General features: G+C 36.7%; 24 protein-coding genes and 1 riboswitch. Of the genes, 21 read left to right on the top strand and 3 right to left on the bottom strand.

Features of this window, described 5'->3' with window-relative positions; translation table 11 throughout:
• The first annotated feature begins 126 nt into the window (after positions 1-126).
• From BK577_RS01775 to BK577_RS01755, 5 genes are read left to right on the top strand one after another with little or no spacing between them, the layout of a single operon-like run.
• Positions 127-1,131 carry a FecCD family ABC transporter permease gene (locus tag BK577_RS01775; RefSeq protein WP_078433426.1) on the top strand — a complete coding sequence of 335 codons (1,005 nt, stop codon included), beginning with the start codon at positions 127-129 and terminating at the stop codon, positions 1,129-1,131.
• Entirely contained in the window at positions 1,128-2,183 is a 1,056-nt protein-coding gene (locus BK577_RS01770; RefSeq protein WP_078431337.1) for a FecCD family ABC transporter permease, read from the top strand. The genes BK577_RS01775 and BK577_RS01770 overlap by 4 nt, the downstream gene beginning before the upstream one ends.
• A gap of 32 nt (positions 2,184-2,215) precedes the next feature.
• Positions 2,216-3,034, top strand: a complete 819-nt coding sequence (locus BK577_RS01765) for an ABC transporter ATP-binding protein (protein ID WP_078431336.1) — start codon at positions 2,216-2,218, stop codon at positions 3,032-3,034.
• Positions 3,027-3,776, top strand: coding sequence for a (2Fe-2S)-binding protein (locus BK577_RS01760; protein WP_078431335.1), 750 nt, complete (start codon positions 3,027-3,029; stop codon positions 3,774-3,776). The genes BK577_RS01765 and BK577_RS01760 overlap by 8 nt, the downstream gene beginning before the upstream one ends.
• 13 nt (positions 3,777-3,789) lie before the next feature.
• Positions 3,790-4,041 carry a YusU family protein gene (locus BK577_RS01755; RefSeq protein WP_078431334.1) on the top strand — a complete coding sequence of 84 codons (252 nt, stop codon included), beginning with the start codon at positions 3,790-3,792 and terminating at the stop codon, positions 4,039-4,041.
• 37 nt (positions 4,042-4,078) lie between these two features.
• Here the strand turns inward: BK577_RS01755 and BK577_RS01750 are convergent, their stop codons facing one another.
• On the bottom strand, positions 4,079-4,408 hold the full coding sequence (locus BK577_RS01750; protein ID WP_078431333.1) for a spore coat protein: 330 nt from the start codon (positions 4,406-4,408) through the stop codon (positions 4,079-4,081).
• A 13-nt stretch (positions 4,409-4,421) separates the two neighbouring features.
• Entirely contained in the window at positions 4,422-4,697 is a 276-nt protein-coding gene (locus tag BK577_RS01745) for a hypothetical protein (protein ID WP_078431332.1), read from the bottom strand.
• 206 nt (positions 4,698-4,903) lie between these two features.
• Here BK577_RS01745 and BK577_RS01740 point away from each other — a divergent pair, with 206 nt between their 5' ends.
• Entirely contained in the window at positions 4,904-5,821 is a 918-nt protein-coding gene (locus BK577_RS01740) for a proline dehydrogenase family protein (protein ID WP_078431331.1), read from the top strand.
• Positions 5,822-5,888: 67 nt separating this feature from the next.
• Here the strand turns inward: BK577_RS01740 and BK577_RS01735 are convergent, their stop codons facing one another.
• The gene (locus tag BK577_RS01735; protein WP_078431330.1) at positions 5,889-6,044 is read right to left on the bottom strand and encodes a YuzL family protein; all 156 of its coding nucleotides are present in this window, start codon (positions 6,042-6,044) and stop codon (positions 5,889-5,891) included.
• Between the two features lie 183 nt (positions 6,045-6,227).
• Here BK577_RS01735 and BK577_RS01730 point away from each other — a divergent pair, with 183 nt between their 5' ends.
• From BK577_RS01730 to BK577_RS25845, 15 genes are all read left to right on the top strand, one after another.
• Complete coding sequence (locus BK577_RS01730) at positions 6,228-8,612, top strand: 3-hydroxyacyl-CoA dehydrogenase/enoyl-CoA hydratase family protein (protein ID WP_078431329.1); 2,385 nt, start codon at positions 6,228-6,230, stop codon at positions 8,610-8,612.
• A gap of 20 nt (positions 8,613-8,632) precedes the next feature.
• Positions 8,633-9,808 carry an acetyl-CoA C-acetyltransferase gene (locus BK577_RS01725; RefSeq protein WP_078431328.1) on the top strand — a complete coding sequence of 392 codons (1,176 nt, stop codon included), beginning with the start codon at positions 8,633-8,635 and terminating at the stop codon, positions 9,806-9,808.
• Positions 9,809-9,870: 62 nt separating this feature from the next.
• Positions 9,871-11,655: an acyl-CoA dehydrogenase family protein gene (locus tag BK577_RS01720; RefSeq protein ID WP_078431327.1), complete on the top strand. Its 1,785-nt coding sequence runs from the start codon at positions 9,871-9,873 to the stop codon at positions 11,653-11,655.
• A gap of 299 nt (positions 11,656-11,954) precedes the next feature.
• A complete protein-coding gene (locus BK577_RS01715; RefSeq protein ID WP_078431326.1) occupies positions 11,955-12,314 on the top strand; it encodes an arsenate reductase family protein in 360 nt (119 codons plus the stop codon).
• A 113-nt stretch (positions 12,315-12,427) separates the two neighbouring features.
• Positions 12,428-12,811: a glycine cleavage system protein GcvH gene (gene gcvH / locus BK577_RS01710; protein WP_078431325.1), complete on the top strand. Its 384-nt coding sequence runs from the start codon at positions 12,428-12,430 to the stop codon at positions 12,809-12,811.
• 57 nt (positions 12,812-12,868) lie between these two features.
• A complete protein-coding gene (locus tag BK577_RS01705; protein WP_078431324.1) occupies positions 12,869-13,105 on the top strand; it encodes a YusG family protein in 237 nt (78 codons plus the stop codon).
• A gap of 180 nt (positions 13,106-13,285) precedes the next feature.
• On the top strand, positions 13,286-13,633 hold the full coding sequence (locus tag BK577_RS01700) for a toprim domain-containing protein (protein WP_078431323.1): 348 nt from the start codon (positions 13,286-13,288) through the stop codon (positions 13,631-13,633).
• A gap of 23 nt (positions 13,634-13,656) precedes the next feature.
• On the top strand, positions 13,657-13,986 hold the full coding sequence (locus BK577_RS01695; protein ID WP_078431322.1) for a thioredoxin family protein: 330 nt from the start codon (positions 13,657-13,659) through the stop codon (positions 13,984-13,986).
• A gap of 107 nt (positions 13,987-14,093) precedes the next feature.
• Positions 14,094-14,411, top strand: coding sequence for an SCP2 sterol-binding domain-containing protein (locus BK577_RS01690; RefSeq protein ID WP_078431321.1), 318 nt, complete (start codon positions 14,094-14,096; stop codon positions 14,409-14,411).
• A gap of 135 nt (positions 14,412-14,546) precedes the next feature.
• Positions 14,547-15,860 carry an O-acetylhomoserine aminocarboxypropyltransferase/cysteine synthase family protein gene (locus BK577_RS01685; protein WP_078431320.1) on the top strand — a complete coding sequence of 438 codons (1,314 nt, stop codon included), beginning with the start codon at positions 14,547-14,549 and terminating at the stop codon, positions 15,858-15,860.
• Positions 15,861-16,060: 200 nt separating this feature from the next.
• A riboswitch (SAM riboswitch) is annotated at positions 16,061-16,167 on the top strand.
• Between the two features lie 89 nt (positions 16,168-16,256).
• Positions 16,257-17,282, top strand: a complete 1,026-nt coding sequence (locus BK577_RS01680) for a methionine ABC transporter ATP-binding protein (RefSeq protein WP_078431319.1) — start codon at positions 16,257-16,259, stop codon at positions 17,280-17,282.
• The gene (locus tag BK577_RS01675) at positions 17,275-17,943 is read left to right on the top strand and encodes a methionine ABC transporter permease (protein ID WP_078431318.1); all 669 of its coding nucleotides are present in this window, start codon (positions 17,275-17,277) and stop codon (positions 17,941-17,943) included. Before BK577_RS01680 ends, BK577_RS01675 begins: the two co-directional genes overlap by 8 nt.
• An 11-nt stretch (positions 17,944-17,954) precedes the next feature.
• A complete protein-coding gene (locus BK577_RS01670; RefSeq protein WP_078431317.1) occupies positions 17,955-18,806 on the top strand; it encodes a MetQ/NlpA family ABC transporter substrate-binding protein in 852 nt (283 codons plus the stop codon).
• A gap of 134 nt (positions 18,807-18,940) precedes the next feature.
• Positions 18,941-19,312, top strand: coding sequence for a carboxymuconolactone decarboxylase family protein (locus tag BK577_RS01665; RefSeq protein ID WP_078431316.1), 372 nt, complete (start codon positions 18,941-18,943; stop codon positions 19,310-19,312).
• A 232-nt stretch (positions 19,313-19,544) separates the two neighbouring features.
• Positions 19,545-19,685, top strand: a complete 141-nt coding sequence (locus BK577_RS25845) for a YuzK family famiily protein (RefSeq protein ID WP_169908043.1) — start codon at positions 19,545-19,547, stop codon at positions 19,683-19,685.
• The last annotated feature ends 157 nt before the right edge of the window (positions 19,686-19,842 follow it).

Below are 19,842 nucleotides of genomic sequence, written 5' to 3'. Positions count from 1 at the left end.
TTTCATTTACATACTGAATGATAAGGTGAAGTTAAAGTGTTGTCAATAGTTAAATGAAAATGATTTTCAAGATCAACTATATTTGATAAGATGAAAAGGAAGTATGGATAGTTGCAAGGAGAAAATATGATATTAAAATCAAATTATCAAAAATCAATTGGTCTTATTTTAGGTTTATCATTACTCTTGCTTTTAATGTGTGGAAGTCTTGTGTTTGGATATGCAGATACAAATTTAAAGACTGTTTATGACGCATTTACGAGTTTTAATGGCACAAATGAACATATTATCGTCTACGAGGTACGTTTGCCAAGAGCTTTAATAGGTGCTACGGTAGGAGCCAGTTTAGCTTTGGCAGGGGCCATTATGCAGGCACTAACTAAGAATCCTCTGGCATCACCAAGTGTGTTTGGCATTAACGCCGGTGCTGGTTTTTTTATCGTTGTTGCGGTTACCTTCTTTTATGTTAATTCTTACCAGGGGTTTACATTTATTGCATTTGCAGGAGCTGCTTTTTCAGCGTTTATTGTTTATTTTGTAGGCTCTTTTGGACGGGAAGGTCTGACACCTATGAAGCTGACATTAGCAGGGGCAGCAATGGCTGCACTCTTTTCATCTTTAACACAAGGGTTATTGGTTGTTAATGAAGCAGCATTAGATCAAGTTCTTTTTTGGTTAGCAGGCTCTATACAAGGGAGAAAGCTAGAAAGCTTATTTACCGTTCTCCCATATATTTTACCTGCCATCATAATTAGCTTGATTCTTTCTCAAAAGATAAATGTATTAACAATGGGGGAAGATGTAGCAAAAGGTTTGGGGCAAAGAACAGGCTTTGTAAAGTTAACAGGTGCTTTACTTGTGATTATTTTAGGGGGAGGGGCTGTAGCAGTAGCGGGTCCAATTGCGTTTATTGGGATCGTAATTCCCCATTTTGCAAGGTTTATTGTAGGAAATGATTATCGCTGGATATTTCCATATTGTGTTGTTCTCGGAGGCTCTTTACTTGTGTTTGCTGATATTTTAGCTAGATATATTGTGATGCCGGAAGAGATTCCAGTTGGTGTAATGACGGCTATTATAGGAACTCCCTTTTTTATTTACATTGCTCGCAGGGGGTTTAATCAATCATGAAAAAATATTATAAGCTTCGCTTTGGTTCAAATAAATTCTCTTTCTTAATTGATAAAAAAGCTTTTGCCGTTTCTGTTATTCTCCTTGCCGTTACATGTCTTGTATTTTTGACGAGTACTGGGGTTGGTGAAGTACTCATTCATCCACTTAATGTGCTAAAGACCTTATTTGGGTTTGGGGACGAAATGGAAAATTTATTTATCTTTTCGTTTCGGCTGCCCAGAATTATGATTGCTTTACTAGTAGGAATTAGTTTAGCGGTTGCCGGAGCTATTTTACAAGGATTAATTCGGAACCCTCTTGCTTCACCTGATATTATCGGAATAACAGGGGGAGGATCTGTTGGGGTAGTCTTATTTCTTATGCTGTTCAGTGATCAAAATAATTCGCTTTTTGTAAGTATTAAATGGATGCCTGTAGCAGCATTTATAGGTGCGGCGATCGTCGGGATTCTCGTTTATTTGTTATCATGGAAAAATGGAGCCTCTTCTATTAGGCTTGTGTTAATTGGGATTGGTTTATCAATGCTTGCTCAGTCTCTGACAACTTTATTTATGGTAAAAGGTCCGATTTATCAAGCCTCACAAGCGAATGTATGGATTACGGGAACCGTCTATGGAGCAACATGGGAGCAGGTTCGAATTCTATTACCCGTTGTTGTTGTTTTATTAATTATAAGCATCATTTCAATTCGGAATGTTAATATCCAAGAGCTTGGTGATGAGCTGGCAACAGGGGTAGGAAGTGCTGTTCAACGAAATCGTTTTTTACTATTACTGTTAAGTACAGCACTAACAGGTAGCGCAGTTGCCTTTGCAGGTGTTATTGGGTTTGTGGGATTAATGGCTCCACATATAGGGAGAAGACTCGTTGGATCATCATTCGGAGCCCTCCTTCCAGTATCTGCCTTAATCGGAGCGATTCTGGTAATGGCGGCTGATCTTTTAGGAAGAATTTTATTTTCTCCTTTAGAGGTTCCGGCAGGAGTATTTACTGCAGCAATTGGAGCACCGTATTTTATTTATTTGTTATATAAAACTAGAAACAATTAACAATAGACCATCCAAAAAGGAGTGATTTTAAAATGGCAGCCATAGAAACAAGTGCTCTAACACTTTCATACGGAGATACGATTATTATAAATGAGCTTGATGTAAAAATTCCTAAAGGTGAAATTACCGTTTTTATCGGTAGTAATGGTTGTGGAAAATCAACTTTGCTTAGGTCTATTGCAAGACTGTTAAAGCCGAAGGAAGGAACTGTTTTACTGGAAGGTAATGCAATAGCAAAATTATCAACAAAAGAAGTAGCCAAGCAGCTTGCAATTCTTCCTCAAGGTCCAACAGCACCAGAGGGATTAACAGTCCTGCAGCTCGTTAAACAAGGACGCTACCCATATCAAAGCTGGTTAAAGCAATGGTCTGAAGAGGACGAAGAAGCAGTTAACAGTGCTTTAGAAGCAACTGGTTTACAGGAGCTAGCCGAGAGAACGGTTGATTCATTATCAGGGGGGCAACGACAGCGTGCATGGATAGCTATGACTTTGGCACAAAAAACAGATATTATTTTGTTGGATGAACCGACAACTTATTTGGATATGACACATCAAATTGAAATACTAGATCTGCTATTTGAATTGAATGAGCGGGAAAATCGTACAATTGTTATGGTGCTTCATGATCTGAATTTAGCTTGTCGTTATGCTCATAATTTAGTAGCATTAAAAGATAAAAAGGTTTTTGCACAAGGAAAGCCTGAAGAAGTGATCAATTGTAGTTTAGTGCAAAATGTTTTTGAGATGAACTGTGAGGTCACAGTTGATCCCATTTTTGGAACTCCGCTTTGTATCCCTCATGGAAAAGGGCGATGTATTGTAAAGGAAGTTGGCGCATTAAATGGCTGAATTAACGAAAGTAGAAGAAAAAATATTAGAAAAATATCGATTATCTTTAAAAGAGACTTCACCACAGGTCATGGTCAGGGGTTCGGACTTATTAAATGAAGACCAGTTGATCAGATTATTCAATGATAATTTACAAATAAAATACAACACAGATAAACAGCAGGTATTAGGTTCGATGCTTGTAAAGAGTTATGCCTTTTTAGCTGCGCTTGTTTTATATAGTATGAGTGTATTTAATAAAGGGATAAATAGTTCCATTGACAACCTTTTTTTATACACAGAAGAGGACGATCCATTTTGGTTACCGAGTTTCCATTTTGCAAACTCGGAAGTCACCACTCCGGCTTCGAATCGAAATGAATGGCGTGATGAGGTTTTAGAGGTTCTATTTAAACAAAATATTGCTCTTATGATTACATCTATTTCAAAAGTATCGCGTGTTGCAAAGGTTATTTTATGGGAGAATGTAGCACTCTATATTTTTTGGATGTATGAGTCTACATTAGAAGACAAGGATTTATCGGAAGAAACAAAAGCGAGAATACGTGATGATTTTTCATATGTTGTAATGGAGGCATCTCCTCATCTTTTTGGAGTAAAAGCTAAAAATCCACTTGCTCCATTTTTTCATGAAAAACAAAATGATATACGAAAAAGATCAACTTGCTGTTTATTTTATCTTACATCAAAAAATAATGATCGATGTAATACGTGTCCAATTGAATGCATAAGTCCGAATTAGGAGGTGTTCATGAATGGATCAAAAATTAAAAGATCAATTTGATGGGCTCTTAGAGAAGTATACCGAATTGCTGTTAGGAGATTCTTCTGATGAATTGAAGGAAAAAGTAATAATGTGGGCTCTTTATTCACATATATCAAAGTCAATGCCACCACTCACCAAACATTGGAATGCATCATATCCAGATGCAAAAGACAACCTGAAGGTCATTATCAATGAGATAAAGGTTTTAAATGAAAAACATAGGGAAACAAAAAATCAATAAAAGTAAAGGGACTGTGTTTTGAACAGTCCCTTTACTTTTATTGGGTCTTTCCGTATGGAGATTCTTGTTGAATAGACGAAGAAAATTTTTGATAAGACTGCTGAAGCTTTTGTGTATCAGCTGCTTCAAGAGTATACCATCCGTTTTGAAACATGAAGTTATAAAGATCTCTTTGAGCCTGCTGTGTTTCAGTTAGAATTGAATGCAGGTCTTGATAAAGACTTTGATGACTTGCTTCATTTAAAGCAGTTGAATATGCCGTCGTTAAATATTTTTCAGTTGCTAAAAGATCATTTGTAAAGTCACGATCATTCATTTGTGGTCCCTGTTGAACCGGTGTCATTGATGCACTTTTTATTTGATCCATTTTGTGCTGCCTCCTATTGAAGTTGTGAACTCTGTGAAGATTGCTGTTGGGTTTGTAAATGCCCTAAAATTTTCTGATAGTGTTGTTCATGCATTTGACCGACTTTTTCCAATTGCGTTTTTACTTGTTGATTTTGGCATTGTGAAGCAAAAAAATGAGCTTTTTTCATTGCTAAAAGGTTCCAGGAAAGCATATCTGTAAGGTAAAGCTGATCCTTTGTTGTCACAACATTTGGTGGTTGCTGCATCATACCAGGTTGAGTTTGTTGTTGAAAATTTTGCTGTTGCATGTTAAACCTCCTCACAATTCTTTCTTGTCTATGATTACACATTCCCAGTAGCCCTATGCAAGACACTTGTGGTTTTGAACAGTTTTATTCATCAAACATATAGTAGGAATAAGACGAATACAGATTTGATAAAGATACAGAATTTGAATGCGTTTTCTTTCATTGTGCTTTTCTTCGGTATAAAGATGAAAGGGAGGCGGTTTAAGATGGAAAAACTTTTACGGAACTCTTTTATGTTTTTATCCAGAAATAAGATGATGACGAAGTTGGCCAAAAAATACGGCTTGCGTTTTGGGGGAGCTAGATTTGTTGCCGGTAATACGATTGATGTTGCAAAAGATGTGATTAAACAATTAAATCATAAAGGTCTTGACGTAACATTAGATTATTTAGGAGAATTTATTATTGATGAAAACGAGGCTGAGGAAACAGCCAATCATTGTATAAAAGCGATTGAGATCATTGGTAATGAGCGATTAAACTCACAAGTTTCCATTAAATTAACATCGATGGGCTTAGATATTTCTGAAGATGTCGTCTTATCGAATATGCGCCGCATCTTGGCAACAGCAAAAAAACATGGTGTTTTTATAACCATTGATATGGAAGATTATTCAAGGTGTGAAAAAACATTGAAGATTTTTAAACAACTTAGATCTGAGTATGACAATGTTGGCACAGTCCTTCAAGCTTATTTGTATCGAACGGTAGATGATGTTGAGCATTTAGGTACTTATCAAGCAAACTTAAGACTTGTTAAAGGTGCATATAAGGAATCAGCAGATGTTGCATTTCCAGATAAAAAAGATGTAGATATGAATTTTAAAAAGATCATTAAAATGCATCTACTTAATGGTCACTATACAGCTATTGCAACACATGATGACCAGATAATTGAATATACCAAACAAATTGTAAACAAATATAGTATTTCAAAGACTCAATTTGAATTTCAAATGCTCTATGGAATTCGTCCTGAAAAGCAATTGGATATTGTTCATGAAGGATATAAGATGAGGGTATATGTTCCTTATGGGACAGATTGGTACGGATATTTCATGAGAAGAATGGCAGAAAGACCTGCAAATATAGCCTTTGTGATAAAAGGAATGATCAAACGATAAAGACGATAAAGATGAAAAAGGGAACTCTGCAACTATAGTGCCAGTCCCTTTTTCATATGTCTCCACATTACATATCGTCGCTACCCATATTATGCTGTTTATATTGTTGATTTTGACTAGTGCGTTTCCCGCCGCCAGCTTTTTCGTTAGTAGGTCCCGCATTCCCCTTTACGCTTGCAGCACTAACACCCGCTTTTGAAGGAGACTTTTTTAATCTTGCCATTTTATATCACCTCCTAGAGATTAACTTGTCCAATGATTGATTTGATTATTTAGGAAAAATTGTGATAAATCTATTGAAGTCATGATGTAAATCTTTTATATTTATAATAAAGAAACTCATAAGGGTTCATTTTTTTTAAAAATAAAATGAATGAGTATTCATTCAAATAAAGGGGGAGAATATATGGTCAAGCATATAAAAAGAGCGGCTGTCTTAGGATCAGGGGTAATGGGCTCTGGAATCGCAGCACATTTAGCAAATATCGGCATCCCTGTTTTACTGTTAGATATTGTGCCTCGAGAATTAAATGAAGAAGAACTAAAAAAAGGTTTCACACTTGAAGATAAAGCTGTTCGAAATCGTCTTGTACAAACAGCTGTACAAAAGCTTCTTAAACAAAAGCCGGCACCACTTACAGATAAGAGTAATCTGGAACGTATTGAGGTAGGTAACTTTGAAGATGACATGCATCTTCTTAATGAGGCAGATTGGATTATTGAGGTTGTTGTCGAAAATTTAGCTGTAAAACAAAAGGTCTTTGCTCTTGTAGACCAATATAGAAAACCAGGGAGTATCATCAGTTCAAATACATCAGGTATTTCTGTAGAGGCTATGGCAGAAGGACGTTCAGAAGACTTCCGAAAGCACTTTTTAGGTACGCATTTTTTCAATCCCCCTAGATACTTAAAGCTTTTAGAAGTGATTCCAACAAAAGACACCGATCAGGAAGTCCTGGCATTCATAAAATCATTCGGTGAAGATGTCCTTGGTAAAGGTGTTGTTGAAGCAAAAGACACACCAAACTTTATTGCAAACAGAATTGGTACTTACGGGTTATTAGTAACCGTTCAGGAGATGATGAAAGGCGGCTATCGTGTTGGTGAAGTCGATTCTATTACAGGTCCCCTTATCGGCAGACCGAAGAGTGCAACCTTTCGAACCCTTGATGTAGTCGGTCTTGATACTTTTGCACACGTCGCAAAAAATGTATATGAACTTGTAGATGGAGAAGAAAAAGAAGTATTTGATATTCCTGTATTTATGCAAAAAATGCTTGATAATAAGTGGCTTGGTAGTAAAAGCGGCCAAGGTTTTTATAAGAAGGAAGGAAAAGACATTCTTGAATTAAATCCCGAAACATTCCAATATGAAGAGCGGAAAAAATTGCTGGCACCATCTGTTGAACAGGCAAAGCAAGCAAAGGGACTAGAAAATAAATTGAAAGCGCTTATTTACGCGGAAGACCGTGCAGGAGCTTTATTAAGAGGAATCACAATTCCGACACTCATATATTCAGCCCAACTTCTAGGTGATATTGCTGATGATATTGTGGCGATTGATCAGGCGATGAAATGGGGCTTTGGTTGGGAATTAGGTCCATTTGAATTATGGGATGCTATAGGGATTGAAAAGTCGGTTGAGCTAATGGAACAGCAGGGTTCTAAGGTACCTGTCTGGGTTAAGGATATGCTTGGCAAAGGCTGCGGAACATTTTATCGAAGAGAAAATGGTGTACTATTTTACTATTCTGATGGTGAATACCGACAAGTAAGAAGAAATCCAAAGGTGATAGATCTTAAACAATATAAAGAAATCCATGGGGTAATAAAGAAAAACAGTGGTGCGAGCTTAATTGATTTAGGTGATGGTGTTGCTTTATTAGAGTTCCATTCACCAAGTAATGCCATTGGATTTGATATTATTCAAATGATTAATTTCTCAATCGCAGAAGTCGAGAAAAATTACAAAGGACTTGTGATTGGAAATCAAGGGAAGAACTTTTGTGTTGGTGCAAATCTTGGAATGATTTTAATGGAAGCACAGGACGATAATTTGTTTGAAATTGATATGGTCATTAACCAATTTCAGCAAGCCATGATGAACATCAAATATAGCAAAAAACCTATTGTTGCAGCACCGTTTGGAATGACATTAGGGGGAGGGGCTGAAATATGTCTCCCGGCAAGCAGCATCCAAGCTTCAAGTGAAACATACATGGGGTTAGTGGAAGTTGGAGTTGGATTAATACCTGGTGGAGGAGGAAATAAAGAGCTTTATATTAAACAGCTAAACAATATGCCTAAAGGTGCTGGTTTTGATTTACAGACTGTTGCAAATAAAGTGTTTGAAACAATTGCAATGGCAAAAGTATCATCATCTGCAGCAGAAGCGAAACAAAATCAATTCTTAAATGAAAATGATCGTATAAGTATAAACAGTGACCATCTCATTCATGATGCTAAAAAACGTGTCATTGACCTATATGATGCAGGATACCAACCGCCAATTAAAAAGAAAATTCCTGTAGTTGGAGAAACAGGATATGCTACGTTATTACTTGGTGCACAGTCTATGTACCTTTCAGGCTATATTTCAGAACATGATTTGAAAATTGCTAAAAAACTGGCTTTTGTGATAGCAGGGGGAAAAGTTCCATTTGGAACAGAGGTTGATGAACAATATTTATTAAATTTAGAAAAAGAAGCGTTCTTAAGTTTAGTAGCGGAAAGAAAATCTCAAGCAAGAATGCAGCACATGCTCGTAAAAGGAAAGCCGCTTAGAAACTAATAAAAGGGAGGTAGGATTGAATGAAGGAAGCAGTCATTGTTGCTGGTGCCAGAACACCGGTTGGTAGAGCAAAAAAGGGGACTTTAGCTAATATGCGTCCGGACGATTTAGGTGCTTTAGTTGTAAGAGAGACGTTGAAAAGAGCCGGGGATTATGAAGGTAACATCGATGATTTAATTATCGGTTGTGCGATGCCGGAAGCAGAGCAGGGCTTAAATATGGCGAGAAATATAGGAGCCTTAGCGGGACTTCCTTATACAGTTCCTGCCATCACTATTAATCGATATTGCTCTTCCGGCCTGCAAAGCATAGCTTATGGAGCGGAGAAGATCATGCTTGGTCATTCGGATACTGCAATAGCCGGAGGAGCTGAATCTATGAGCCTTGTGCCGATGATGGGGCATGTGGTTCGGCCTAATGTAAAACTGGCAGAGGAAGCACCGGAGTATTATATGGGAATGGGGCACACCGCTGAGCAGGTAGCAACAAAATATGGGATTTCTCGTGAAGAACAAGATGCTTTTGCTGTAAGAAGTCATAAGCGGGCAGCAAAGGCGATTCAAGAAGGAAAGTTTGATGATGAAATTGTTCCTGTTGAAGTCAATGTTCGAACAGTTGGAGCTGATCACAAGCTTCAGGAGAGAGTGGTTCAATTTAGTCAAGATGAAGGAGTTCGCGCGAATACAACATCAGATATATTAGCTACCTTAAAGCCGGCTTTTTCAATAAAAGGGTCTGTTACAGCTGGAAATTCCTCACAAACGAGTGATGGTGCTGCAGCTGTTATGCTAATGGATCGGGAAAAAGCTGAATCTCTCGGATACGAACCTATGGCAAAATTCAAATCTTTTGCGGTGGCAGGTGTGCCACCCGAAGTAATGGGGATTGGTCCAGTAGCAGCTGTTCCATTGGCATTAAAATATGCAGGACTGGAGCTTTCAGATATTGGGCTATTTGAATTAAATGAAGCCTTTGCATCTCAATCGATTCAGGTTATACGGGAACTAGGACTTGATGAAGAAAAAGTCAATGTGAATGGCGGAGCTATTGCTCTGGGTCACCCGCTAGGCTGCTCAGGTGCTAAGCTTACCCTCTCACTTATTCATGAAATGAAGCGAAGAAACCAGCAGTTTGGTGTTGTCACAATGTGTATCGGCGGAGGAATGGGTGCAGCAGGAGTATTTGAATTAGTGTAACCATGGACCATAGTAAGATGAATAGATCGTGAACTGACAATAAAAGAGTGGGGGAATTTTTCATGGCAAAAGCAACGAATTCGGTGATTAAAGGTGGCAGCTTCTTAATTGAGGATATCTCGTACGATCGCATGTTTACCCCGGAAGACTTTACAGATGAGCAGAAGTTGATTGCAAAAACAACAGAAGATTTTACTGTAAATGAAGTTTTACCGCATTTAGAAGACATTGAAAATCATCAATTTGAAAAATCTGTGAAACTGTTAAAGCAAGCAGGGGAACTTGGTTTATTAGGGGCAGATGTTCCGGAAGAATACGGTGGTTTCGGTTTAGATAAAATAAGCTCGGCACTTATTACAGAGAAAATTTCAAGAGCAGGAAGCTTCTCCCTTTCCTTTGGTGCACACGTAGGGATTGGATCATTACCGATCGTTCTGTTTGGAAATGAGGAGCAAAAAAAGAAATACTTACCTGAACTTGCAACAGGTGAAAAAATTGCTGCCTATGCATTAACAGAGCCAAGCTCAGGATCTGATGCATTAGGAGCAAAGACAACGGCAAGATTAAATGCAGAAGGTACACATTTTGTGTTAAATGGTGAAAAGCAATGGATCACAAACTCCGGGTTTGCTGATGTCATTATCGTATATGCGAAAGTAGATGGAGAACACTTTTCAGCCTTTATTGTAGAAAGAGACTTCCCGGGAGTGTCGACAGGACCTGAAGAAAAGAAGATGGGGATAAAAGGTTCATCAACAAGAACCGTTATTTTAGAAGACGCACTTGTCCCTAAAGAAAACTTATTAGGTGAGCTTGGAAAAGGTCATGTCATTGCTTTTAACATATTAAATATTGGCCGTTACAAACTTGCAGTTGGAACAATTGGCGGTTCAAAAAGATTAATCGATGTTGCTGTTCAATACGCAAATCAACGTCAACAATTTAAAACTCCAATTTCTAGCTTCTCACTTATTCAAGAAAAACTTGCCAATATGGCTGTGAAAACATATGCAATGGAAAGCTCAGTTTATCGGACAGTCGGACTTTTTGAAGACCGTATGAGCAGACTAACAGATGAGGAAATCAAAGATGGCAAAGAAGTAGCCCAATCTATAGCTGAATATGCAATTGAGTGCTCATTGAATAAAGTTTTTGGTTCGGAAACACTAGATTATGTTGTCGATGAAGCTGTCCAAATCCATGGGGGCTACGGCTTTATGGCTGAATATGAAGTAGAGCGTGTTTATCGTGATTCCCGTATTAATCGTATTTTTGAAGGAACAAATGAAATTAATCGTTTATTAGTACCGGGAACTTATTTGCGAAAAGCGCTTAAAGGAGAATTGCCTTTATTCCAAAAAGCACAAAGCTTACAAGAAGAGTTGATGATGCTTATGCCTGAGGAAGTTGGAGAGGGAACATTGGAGCAAGAGAAATACCTTTTGAAAAATGCGAAGAAAATCGGCGTATTAATTGCAGGTCTTGCTGCACAAAAATACGGAAAAGAACTACAAAAAGAGCAGGAAGTATTAGTGAATATTGCAGACATCGTGAGCAATGTATATGCAATGGAATCAGCGATTCTTCGAACAGAAAAGGGAATCGCCAAAACAGGTGAAGAAAAAAATAAGCAAAAGCTTCTTTACACACAGGTATACTGTCAGGAAGCATTTAATGAAATTGAGTCCCATGCTAAAGAGTCATTAATTGCAGTCGAATCAGGTGATTCCCTCCGCATGATGTTATCAGCATTAAGAAAATTCACTAGACACACACCGATCAATGTAATCGGCAAGAAAAGAGAAATCGCTGCAGCTATTATTGATAAAAACGCTTATTTGGCATAAGGGAAAGAGGCAATCCTTTTAACGAGGATTGCCTCTTTTTTACGGCTATCTTCTTAAAGATTGTAGCAGTTGAATATTATTTTTATTCTATAGTGTCTTGAGCGCAATGAAACGAACTAATTTTCACCTATAACATTGCAAAGTATACAAAAAACAGCCTTTTAAATTTGAAAAAATTTGTCACAAACAGGACATTCCTAATTAGGCGCCGTCAAAAATCTATGATAAGATAAAGAAAAATATTCCTCTCAAAAATGGAATAGCACTTTATAGATCATGTGATGTTGGAGGTGATACAAATGGCATTAGATTTTTACTGGTACCCTAAATGTGGAACATGTCGAAAAGCGAAAAAATGGTTAGAAGAACATAACATTGAATTTAATGAAATACATATTGTGGAAAATCCTCCTTCCAAAGAAGAATTATCAAGCATTTACCAAAAGAGTGAAGTAGAACTAAAAAAATTCTTTAATACAAGTGGACAAAAATATAGAGAGCTTGGTCTTAAAGATAAATTAGCATCAATGTCAGAGGACGAAATGCTCAACCTACTATCGTCTAATGGAATGTTAGTGAAACGTCCACTTACTGTTGGAAATCAAAAGGTAACAATAGGTTTTAAGGAAGACCAATTTGTTGAAGCATGGGGGAATTAACTGAAGCTCTTGCAACAGTGCCAAAAAACTGCTAAAACAATAGTAATTACTATTAAAGGATATAGCGGATCCAATGACATTCATAATGATAAAAATCCTGGAGGTATGAGAACATGAACACACCAAAAGAACTTCGTTATTCAGAAGAGCACGAATGGGTAAAAGTTGAAGGAGAAAAAGTTCGAATTGGCATTACTGATTTTGCTCAATCAGAACTAGGTGATATCGTTTTCGTCGAACTACCGGAAGTTGGCGATGAAATAAAAGCGGACGAGCCATTTGGCAGTGTTGAATCTGTAAAGACTGTTTCTGAGCTTTATGCACCAATTAGTGGGAAGATTATTGAAATCAATGAAGATCTTGATGATAGCCCTGAATTTGTTAATGAATCACCATATGAAAAGGCGTGGATGATTGTTATTGAGCCTTCAGATATTGCGGATGTTGAAAAATTAATGACTGCAGAACAATACGAAGAAAAGACAAATCAAGACTAAGAGCATGATGTAAAAAAAAATGGACACCCTATAAGTAAGGTAAAGGAGGGTGTCCATATGTCTATTCAAAAACAACGATTAGATATTACTGATCGAGTTGTCGGGAAATTCGGAGATGGGCAATTAAATCTTTATCTGGAAAAAGAAAAAATTGGCCAGATGGTCTCTGAAAATAATTATAACTTGAAAGCTGGTTATGAATTTAATAATAGCCACTTTTATCAAATTGCAGATGTAGTATCTGGACCAGATCAAAAATATGTCGATTGTGACGATGAAAATGGCTGGTGTTAATGGTAAAGCAGTGGCTAACACCACTGCTTTTTTGCACTTTTACCTATATAATTAATGGTCTGTTTTCTTTATATGTTTTTTCTTTATAAAATAGAAAAAACGTGAAATTAAAGGGAAACAACCTCGACAAATCGAATACGTTATAGAAAAGACTTTTACATTTAAAATTAGGTGATGGTTATGTCGTTAGTTGAGGTTGAAAAAGTATTAATTGTTGAGGGGAAATCAGATAAAAAGAAGGTATTAAATGTAATATGTGAACCTATAGAAATCATTTGTACAAATGGAACGATCAGTTTAACAAAAATGGATGAATTAATCGATGAGTTATTCCTTAAAGATGTGTATATTTTAGTCGATTCAGATGATGCCGGAGATCGTTTACGAAAACAATTTAAACGGGAATTTCCAGAAGCTTCCCACCTCTATATTGACAGGGCTTATCGTGAGGTTGCAACAGCACCTGATCACCATGTTGCGTCAGTCCTGCTTACTGCTAATATAGATGTAAATGCAAAATTTCTTTAGAAGGGTGTAAAAAAGTTAGGACTATGATTGAGTGGAATGAAAAGCAGCTTACGATACTGAATAAAGGCCTTCATGTAATGTATTTATTTACACCAATGTGTGGTACATGTCAGGTTGCTAGAAAAATGTTAAGTGTAGTGGATGAGTTACTTCCAGATTTAGATATTTATTCAGTTAATTTAAATTTTTATCCTGAAGAAGCGAAAGAATTAGGAATTGAAAGTGTCCCATGTTTACTTATTTTTGAAGATGGAAAATTAAAGGAAAAAATATATGCGTTTCAGTCAGTGGGATATCTTTACGACCTTTTAAAACAATATAATGGAAAAGATGACATATTTCTTGGGAAATAGTGTTGTTTTCACAAGAAGGGCAGAAACTGTCGAGTTTTATTTAAAGGATTCTTCCGATCATTCATGAAATTAGTTAATAAACTAATTGATGATCGGGAGGATTTTTTATGTTCTTGACTGATTTTATTTCCAGCCTAAATAAAGCTGATTTTATAAAACCCATCTTAACGAATCGAAACCTTATTGTTGAAGTTAAGCTTAAAAGTACTGAGAGTTATTTTCTGGAGTTTTCATCAAAAGGGTCAAGTATTTTGGCCTCTTGTCCTCAAAAGGTTGATTTCGTAATTGAGGGGGGAAAGCAAGATTTAGAGGAAATGATCAAAAATAACATTAGCATGAAACAGTTAATATCGTTCGGCAGTATATCCATAAAGGGGTCTTATCGTGATTTTTTAAAGCTCGAAGCACTTATCAAATTAGCATAGGGTTAAATCTCCTTGAAGACTTGCCGAAAATATGCTTGGGAGATTACAATAAAAGAGTCTAAAAACAGAGTTTTTTCATCAAGTATTTGCACCTATTTGTAGACAAGGCAGTAATACAATAGGGGAGGAATCAATATGAGTGAAAAACAGTATCGACAAGAAACATTAACGATTCACGGTGGATTAAAAAAAGATGAAATGACAGGTGCAAGATCTGTACCTATTTATCAGTCAAATGCTTATGTGTTTGATAATACAGAACATGCCGCTAATTTATTCGGACTGAAAGAGCCGGGATATATCTATACAAGAATACATAATCCGACAGCAACAGTATTTGAAGAAAGAATTGCCCAACTTGAGGGAGGTATTGGCAGTTTAGCTGTAGCAAGTGGAATGGCAGCGATTACATTGTCCGTATTGAATATCGCCGGAGCTGGCGATGAAATTGTATCAGCATCTACCTTATACGGTGGAACTTATAATTTGTTTGCCACAACCTTGCCGAAATATGGAATTAACACTACTTTTGTTGATCCGAAGAACCCTGAGAATTTCCGCGCAGCAATTACTCCAAAAACGAAAGCGATTTTTGCTGAAACGATTGGTAATCCAAGCTTAGATATACTTGATATTGAAGTGGTTGCAGAGATTGCACATGAAGCTGGTATTCCGCTAATTGTTGATAATACATTTGCAACTCCATATTTGTGTAAGCCGATTGAACATGGTGCTGATATTGTTGTTCACTCTGCGACCAAATGGTTATTAGGAAATGGAACAACGCTGGGAGGAGTGATCATAGACGGTGGGAAGTTTGACTGGAATAGCCCTAAATTCCCCGGATTTACAACACCTGACCCAAGCTATCATGACCTCGTATATTCAGAAGCATTAGGTGCACAAGCATATATCATCAAAGCGAGAGTCCAATTATTAAGAGACATGGGACCTGCCATTAGCCCTTACAATGCATTTCAATTTACACTTGGTTTAGAAACTCTTCATGTTCGAATGAAAGAGCATATATCAAATGCGCGAAAAATGGTTGATTACCTTGAGAACCATCCCGCTGTAGAATGGGTGCTATACCCTGAAAGCCCGAATCATCCTGCAAAAGATTTAGCTGATAAATATCTTCCTAAGGGTGCAGGGGCAGTCATCGTTTTTGGCATTAAAGGTGGGAGAGAAGCAGGAGCATCCTTAATAGACTCCGTTGAATTGTGGTCACATGTGGCAAATGTCGGGGATGCCAAAAGCTTAATTATCCACCCGGCAAGTACAACACATCAACAACTAAATGTTGAGGATTTAAAGAAATCGGGAGTTAAAGAAGACTTAATACGCCTTTCAGTGGGAATAGAACATATTGATGATTTAATTGAGGACCTTGAACAAGCCATTGAAAAGGCTACAGGGAAAAGAAGTTTAGAACAAGTGAATATATAAAATATAAAAAGAAGTAGGATGATCGCTTATGTCATCCTATTTTCTTTTTGTATTAGGGCGTTTTTTATAGTTAACCCAGTGATTAGCCAGAATTTTTTTAATTTTATAACAAATAGTTTTTAATTGACATAATTTTTTAACACATGATACAATCACACTCGTATTTAAAAACCGACATTTACTTAATTTAATATATGAAGCTCTTATCAAGAGAGGTGGAGGGAAGTGCCCGACGAAGCCCGGCAACCAACAACAGATGTTGAAATGGTGCCAATTCACGCAAAGCAATCGCTTTGAGAGATGAGAGAAAGGATTTATAAGTGCCTTTCTGCTCATTAGTAGAAAGGTTTTTTTATTTATCTTTAATAATAAAGAAATTAGAAAGAAGGTGACAGGATGATTACATTATCAAATGTCAATAAAATATATGAAACAAAATCAGGTCAGGTTCAGGCAGTTAACAATGTGAATTTGGAAATAGAAAAAGGTGAAATCTTTGGAATAATTGGTTACAGTGGTGCTGGTAAGAGCTCACTAATTCGCCTTTTAAATGGTTTAGAAAGACCGACAAGTGGTCAGGTAAATGTTGCTGGAAGTCAGATTGACTCAATCACTGGAGCAAAGCTTCGTAAAGCTCGATTAGAAATAAGTATGATTTTCCAACATTTTAATCTTTTATGGTCTAGAACAGTTCGAGAGAATATCGCGTTTCCTTTGGAAATAGCAGGTGTGAAAAAGTCTCAACGACTAAAGCGTGTAGATGAACTTATAAAACTTGTAGGATTAGAAGGCCGGGAAAATGCATATCCGTCACAGTTAAGTGGTGGACAAAAACAACGTGTTGGGATTGCAAGAGCACTAGCAAATAACCCAAAGGTATTATTATGTGATGAGGCTACCTCTGCATTAGATCCTCAAACAACTGATTCTATTTTAGAATTATTAGTAGATATTAATAAACGTTTAGGGTTAACAATTGTTCTCATTACTCATGAAATGCATGTAATCCGTAAAATTTGTCATCGTGTAGCTGTAATGGAGAATGGGGAAGTTGTGGAACAAGGTGAGGTTTTAGATGTATTTAAAAATCCACAAAAGGAAATAACAAAGCGATTTGTTAAGCAAGTAACAGAACCTGAAGAAACGAATGAAGTTGTAGCTCATTTATTAGAGTTGTATCCAAAAGGAAAAGTCATTCAACTTACCTTCGTCGGAGAAGCCGCTGAGCAGCCATTGATCTCAAATTTAATTCGACAATTTGATTTAGAAGTTAATATCCTGCAAGGGAAAATTGCTCAGACTCAAAGTGGTTCATATGGTAACTTATTTATTCACCTCGATGGTGACGAACAGGAAATCAACAAAGCATTAGAGTTTATTTACGGACAGCATGTAGAAGTAGAGGTGATCGCACATGCTTGAGCAGCTTTTACCAGAAGTGAACTGGGAAAAGGTTTGGGAATCTACTTATGAAACAATATATATGACAACATGGTCAGTCATCGCTACATTTTTTCTTGGACTTCTTCTTGGTTTATTGTTATTTTTAACGGCTAAGGGAAACATATGGGAAAATAAAGTGATTAATCAGCTGATAGCTGCCATCGTTAATATTTTTCGATCAATACCATTTATCATTTTAATTATTTTGTTAATACCTTTTACGAAAGCAATTGTCGGGACAATGCTAGGTGTAAATGCAGCATTACCTGCATTAATCATTGGAGCAGCACCATTTTATGGTCGTATGGTTGAAATTGCACTAAGAGAAATTGATAAGGGTGTTATCGAAGCTGCAAAATCAATGGGAGCTAAAACAAGTACCATTATTTTTAAAGTGCTATTACCTGAATCAATGCCTGCATTAGTATCAGGAATTACAGTAACAGCCATTTCATTAATCGGTTATACAGCAATGGCTGGTGCCATTGGAGCAGGTGGTCTTGGTAACCTTGCCTTTATGGAAGGTTTTAATAGAGGGAATAGTCAGGTGACGTTAGTTGCCACAATTATTATATTAATTTTTGTGTTTATTATCCAATTTATTGGAGATATCATAACTAAATCAATCGACAAACGATAGGAGGAAAAAGAATGAAAAAGACATTATTGGCTATGATCTTAACTATCCTAGCGGCTGCACTTGTAGCTTGTGGAGGAGCAGACAAAGGAGACGATACAACAGAAGGTACTGCAGGAGAAACTAAAACACTTAGTGTAGGTGCTTCACCAGTACCCCATGTTGAAATTTTAGAAGAAGCAAAAACACTATTAGAGGAAAAGGGTATTGAACTAGATATTGTTGAATTTACAGATTATGTTTTACCTAATAAATCATTAGAAGGAAAAGAATTAGATGCTAACTACTTCCAACATGAGCCATACTTAAAATCCCAAATTGCAGATAATGATTATAAATTTGTAAATGCTGGCGGAGTTCATATTGAACCAATCGGAATTTATTCCAAACGTCATAAATCATTAGAAGATCTTCCTAATGGTGCTAAAATCATCATGAGTAACTCAGTGGCAGATCATGGTCGTATGCTTTCAATGTTAGAAGAAAAAGGGTTAATTACGCTAAAAGAGGGCGTTGATAAAACAGCTGCTACTCTTGAGGATATTGCAGAGAATCCTAAAAACTTAGAATTTGAAGCAGATATTGAAGCACCTATGTTAACTAAAGCATATGAAAATGATGAAGCAGATGCGTTTTTAATCAATGGTAACTTTGCTCTTCAAGCCGACTTAAACCCGGCAGAAGATTCAATTGCACTTGAGTCACCTGAAAACAACCCATATGTAAACTTAATTGTTGTTCGTGAAGGTGATGAAAATAGAGAAGAAATTAAAGCCCTTGTTGATGTTCTTCAATCAGATGAAATCAAAGAGTTTATTGAAACTAAATACAAAGGTTCTGTTATCTCTGCTGCAAAAGGAGAGTAATGTCTATAAAATGCTGACTACGATAATTCGTAGTCAGCATTTTTTCTTTTCTAGCCATAGCTTAAATTCCGAATACATTTATCATGTGTTAAGCATACTAACCGTGAAAAATAGGTGAAATGGAGTTGTGTAAAATGGAACAGAATGAAGAACTTATGACCTCTACTGAAGCTGCTTTACATGAATATAAAATGGGTTTAGGAATGTTCACTCAAAAAATGCCGGACATTGCAACACATTATAATGCATTTACAGAGGCATGTTTTAAGGAAGGAAAACTTTCTAAGAAGGAAAAGCATTTAATTGCTTTAGGCATTGCGATTAATACCCAAGACGAATACTGTATTATTTACCATGCAAAAGGATGTCTTGATAACGGGGCAAGTGAAGAGGAAATCCTGGAAGCAGTTGGTGTTACAGCAGCTTTTGGTGGAGGAGCTGCGATGAGCCAAGCTGTTACACTTGTTCAGGAATGTATTCAAGAATTGAATCAATTAAACCAATAAGTTGAGTAAAATAGAGAATCAAGGAGAAAAACAACAGATAGTGTATCTAATCTGACAAAATGATTCGTAATGAGACAGTATGGTTTGTGAGATTATCTTACGAACTTTGAGTTGAGTGAAAATTCTTGCTATGCTTATTATGTAATAAATAATAAGCTGAAAGGATTGATTCATTATTCACTCGAATCAAGCTTCACTCGACCTGAAATTTACTCCGGAAATGGAAAAGGCGATGCATCAGTCTCACGGAATAGGATATGCAGAGTATGCTAGAAAGCATGATAAACGCATGGATGTTGAAATGAGTCGGGAAGAAGAATACCGAAAAAGTCAGTTGATTTATGCAGATCTTGAACGAAAAATGAAAAAGTAGGATTTATAGATGATCGGGGAATCAGTGGGAGACACTGATTCTTCTTTTATTTGAACCAATATAATATAAGCAGAATAAATTTCATCCCTAGAGAATGTTTTATAGTAGAAAGGAAGAAAATATACAAGGTACCTAAAGGGTAGATTCACAGAGAAAT

It is taken from the genome of Metabacillus halosaccharovorans (assembly GCF_002019635.1).
GTDB lineage: Bacteria > Bacillota > Bacilli > Bacillales > Bacillaceae > Metabacillus > Metabacillus halosaccharovorans.
The sequence above is the reverse complement of the archived record's forward strand: the minus strand, read 5'-3'. Positions and strand labels throughout refer to the sequence as shown.

Coding starts and splice junctions, on each gene's coding strand:
- BK577_RS01775 (WP_078433426.1), top strand. CDS start 127: ATGATATTAAAATCAAATTATCAAAAATCAATTGGTCTTATTTTAGGT.
- BK577_RS01770 (WP_078431337.1), top strand. CDS start 1,128: ATGAAAAAATATTATAAGCTTCGCTTTGGTTCAAATAAATTCTCTTTC.
- BK577_RS01765 (WP_078431336.1), top strand. CDS start 2,216: ATGGCAGCCATAGAAACAAGTGCTCTAACACTTTCATACGGAGATACG.
- BK577_RS01760 (WP_078431335.1), top strand. CDS start 3,027: ATGGCTGAATTAACGAAAGTAGAAGAAAAAATATTAGAAAAATATCGA.
- BK577_RS01755 (WP_078431334.1), top strand. CDS start 3,790: ATGGATCAAAAATTAAAAGATCAATTTGATGGGCTCTTAGAGAAGTAT.
- BK577_RS01750 (WP_078431333.1), bottom strand. CDS start 4,408: ATGGATCAAATAAAAAGTGCATCAATGACACCGGTTCAACAGGGACCA.
- BK577_RS01745 (WP_078431332.1), bottom strand. CDS start 4,697: ATGCAACAGCAAAATTTTCAACAACAAACTCAACCTGGTATGATGCAG.
- BK577_RS01740 (WP_078431331.1), top strand. CDS start 4,904: ATGGAAAAACTTTTACGGAACTCTTTTATGTTTTTATCCAGAAATAAG.
- BK577_RS01735 (WP_078431330.1), bottom strand. CDS start 6,044: ATGGCAAGATTAAAAAAGTCTCCTTCAAAAGCGGGTGTTAGTGCTGCA.
- BK577_RS01730 (WP_078431329.1), top strand. CDS start 6,228: ATGGTCAAGCATATAAAAAGAGCGGCTGTCTTAGGATCAGGGGTAATG.
- BK577_RS01725 (WP_078431328.1), top strand. CDS start 8,633: ATGAAGGAAGCAGTCATTGTTGCTGGTGCCAGAACACCGGTTGGTAGA.
- BK577_RS01720 (WP_078431327.1), top strand. CDS start 9,871: ATGGCAAAAGCAACGAATTCGGTGATTAAAGGTGGCAGCTTCTTAATT.
- BK577_RS01715 (WP_078431326.1), top strand. CDS start 11,955: ATGGCATTAGATTTTTACTGGTACCCTAAATGTGGAACATGTCGAAAA.
- gcvH (WP_078431325.1), top strand. CDS start 12,428: ATGAACACACCAAAAGAACTTCGTTATTCAGAAGAGCACGAATGGGTA.
- BK577_RS01705 (WP_078431324.1), top strand. CDS start 12,869: ATGTCTATTCAAAAACAACGATTAGATATTACTGATCGAGTTGTCGGG.
- BK577_RS01700 (WP_078431323.1), top strand. CDS start 13,286: ATGTCGTTAGTTGAGGTTGAAAAAGTATTAATTGTTGAGGGGAAATCA.
- BK577_RS01695 (WP_078431322.1), top strand. CDS start 13,657: ATGATTGAGTGGAATGAAAAGCAGCTTACGATACTGAATAAAGGCCTT.
- BK577_RS01690 (WP_078431321.1), top strand. CDS start 14,094: ATGTTCTTGACTGATTTTATTTCCAGCCTAAATAAAGCTGATTTTATA.
- BK577_RS01685 (WP_078431320.1), top strand. CDS start 14,547: ATGAGTGAAAAACAGTATCGACAAGAAACATTAACGATTCACGGTGGA.
- BK577_RS01680 (WP_078431319.1), top strand. CDS start 16,257: ATGATTACATTATCAAATGTCAATAAAATATATGAAACAAAATCAGGT.
- BK577_RS01675 (WP_078431318.1), top strand. CDS start 17,275: ATGCTTGAGCAGCTTTTACCAGAAGTGAACTGGGAAAAGGTTTGGGAA.
- BK577_RS01670 (WP_078431317.1), top strand. CDS start 17,955: ATGAAAAAGACATTATTGGCTATGATCTTAACTATCCTAGCGGCTGCA.
- BK577_RS01665 (WP_078431316.1), top strand. CDS start 18,941: ATGGAACAGAATGAAGAACTTATGACCTCTACTGAAGCTGCTTTACAT.
- BK577_RS25845 (WP_169908043.1), top strand. CDS start 19,545: ATGCATCAGTCTCACGGAATAGGATATGCAGAGTATGCTAGAAAGCAT.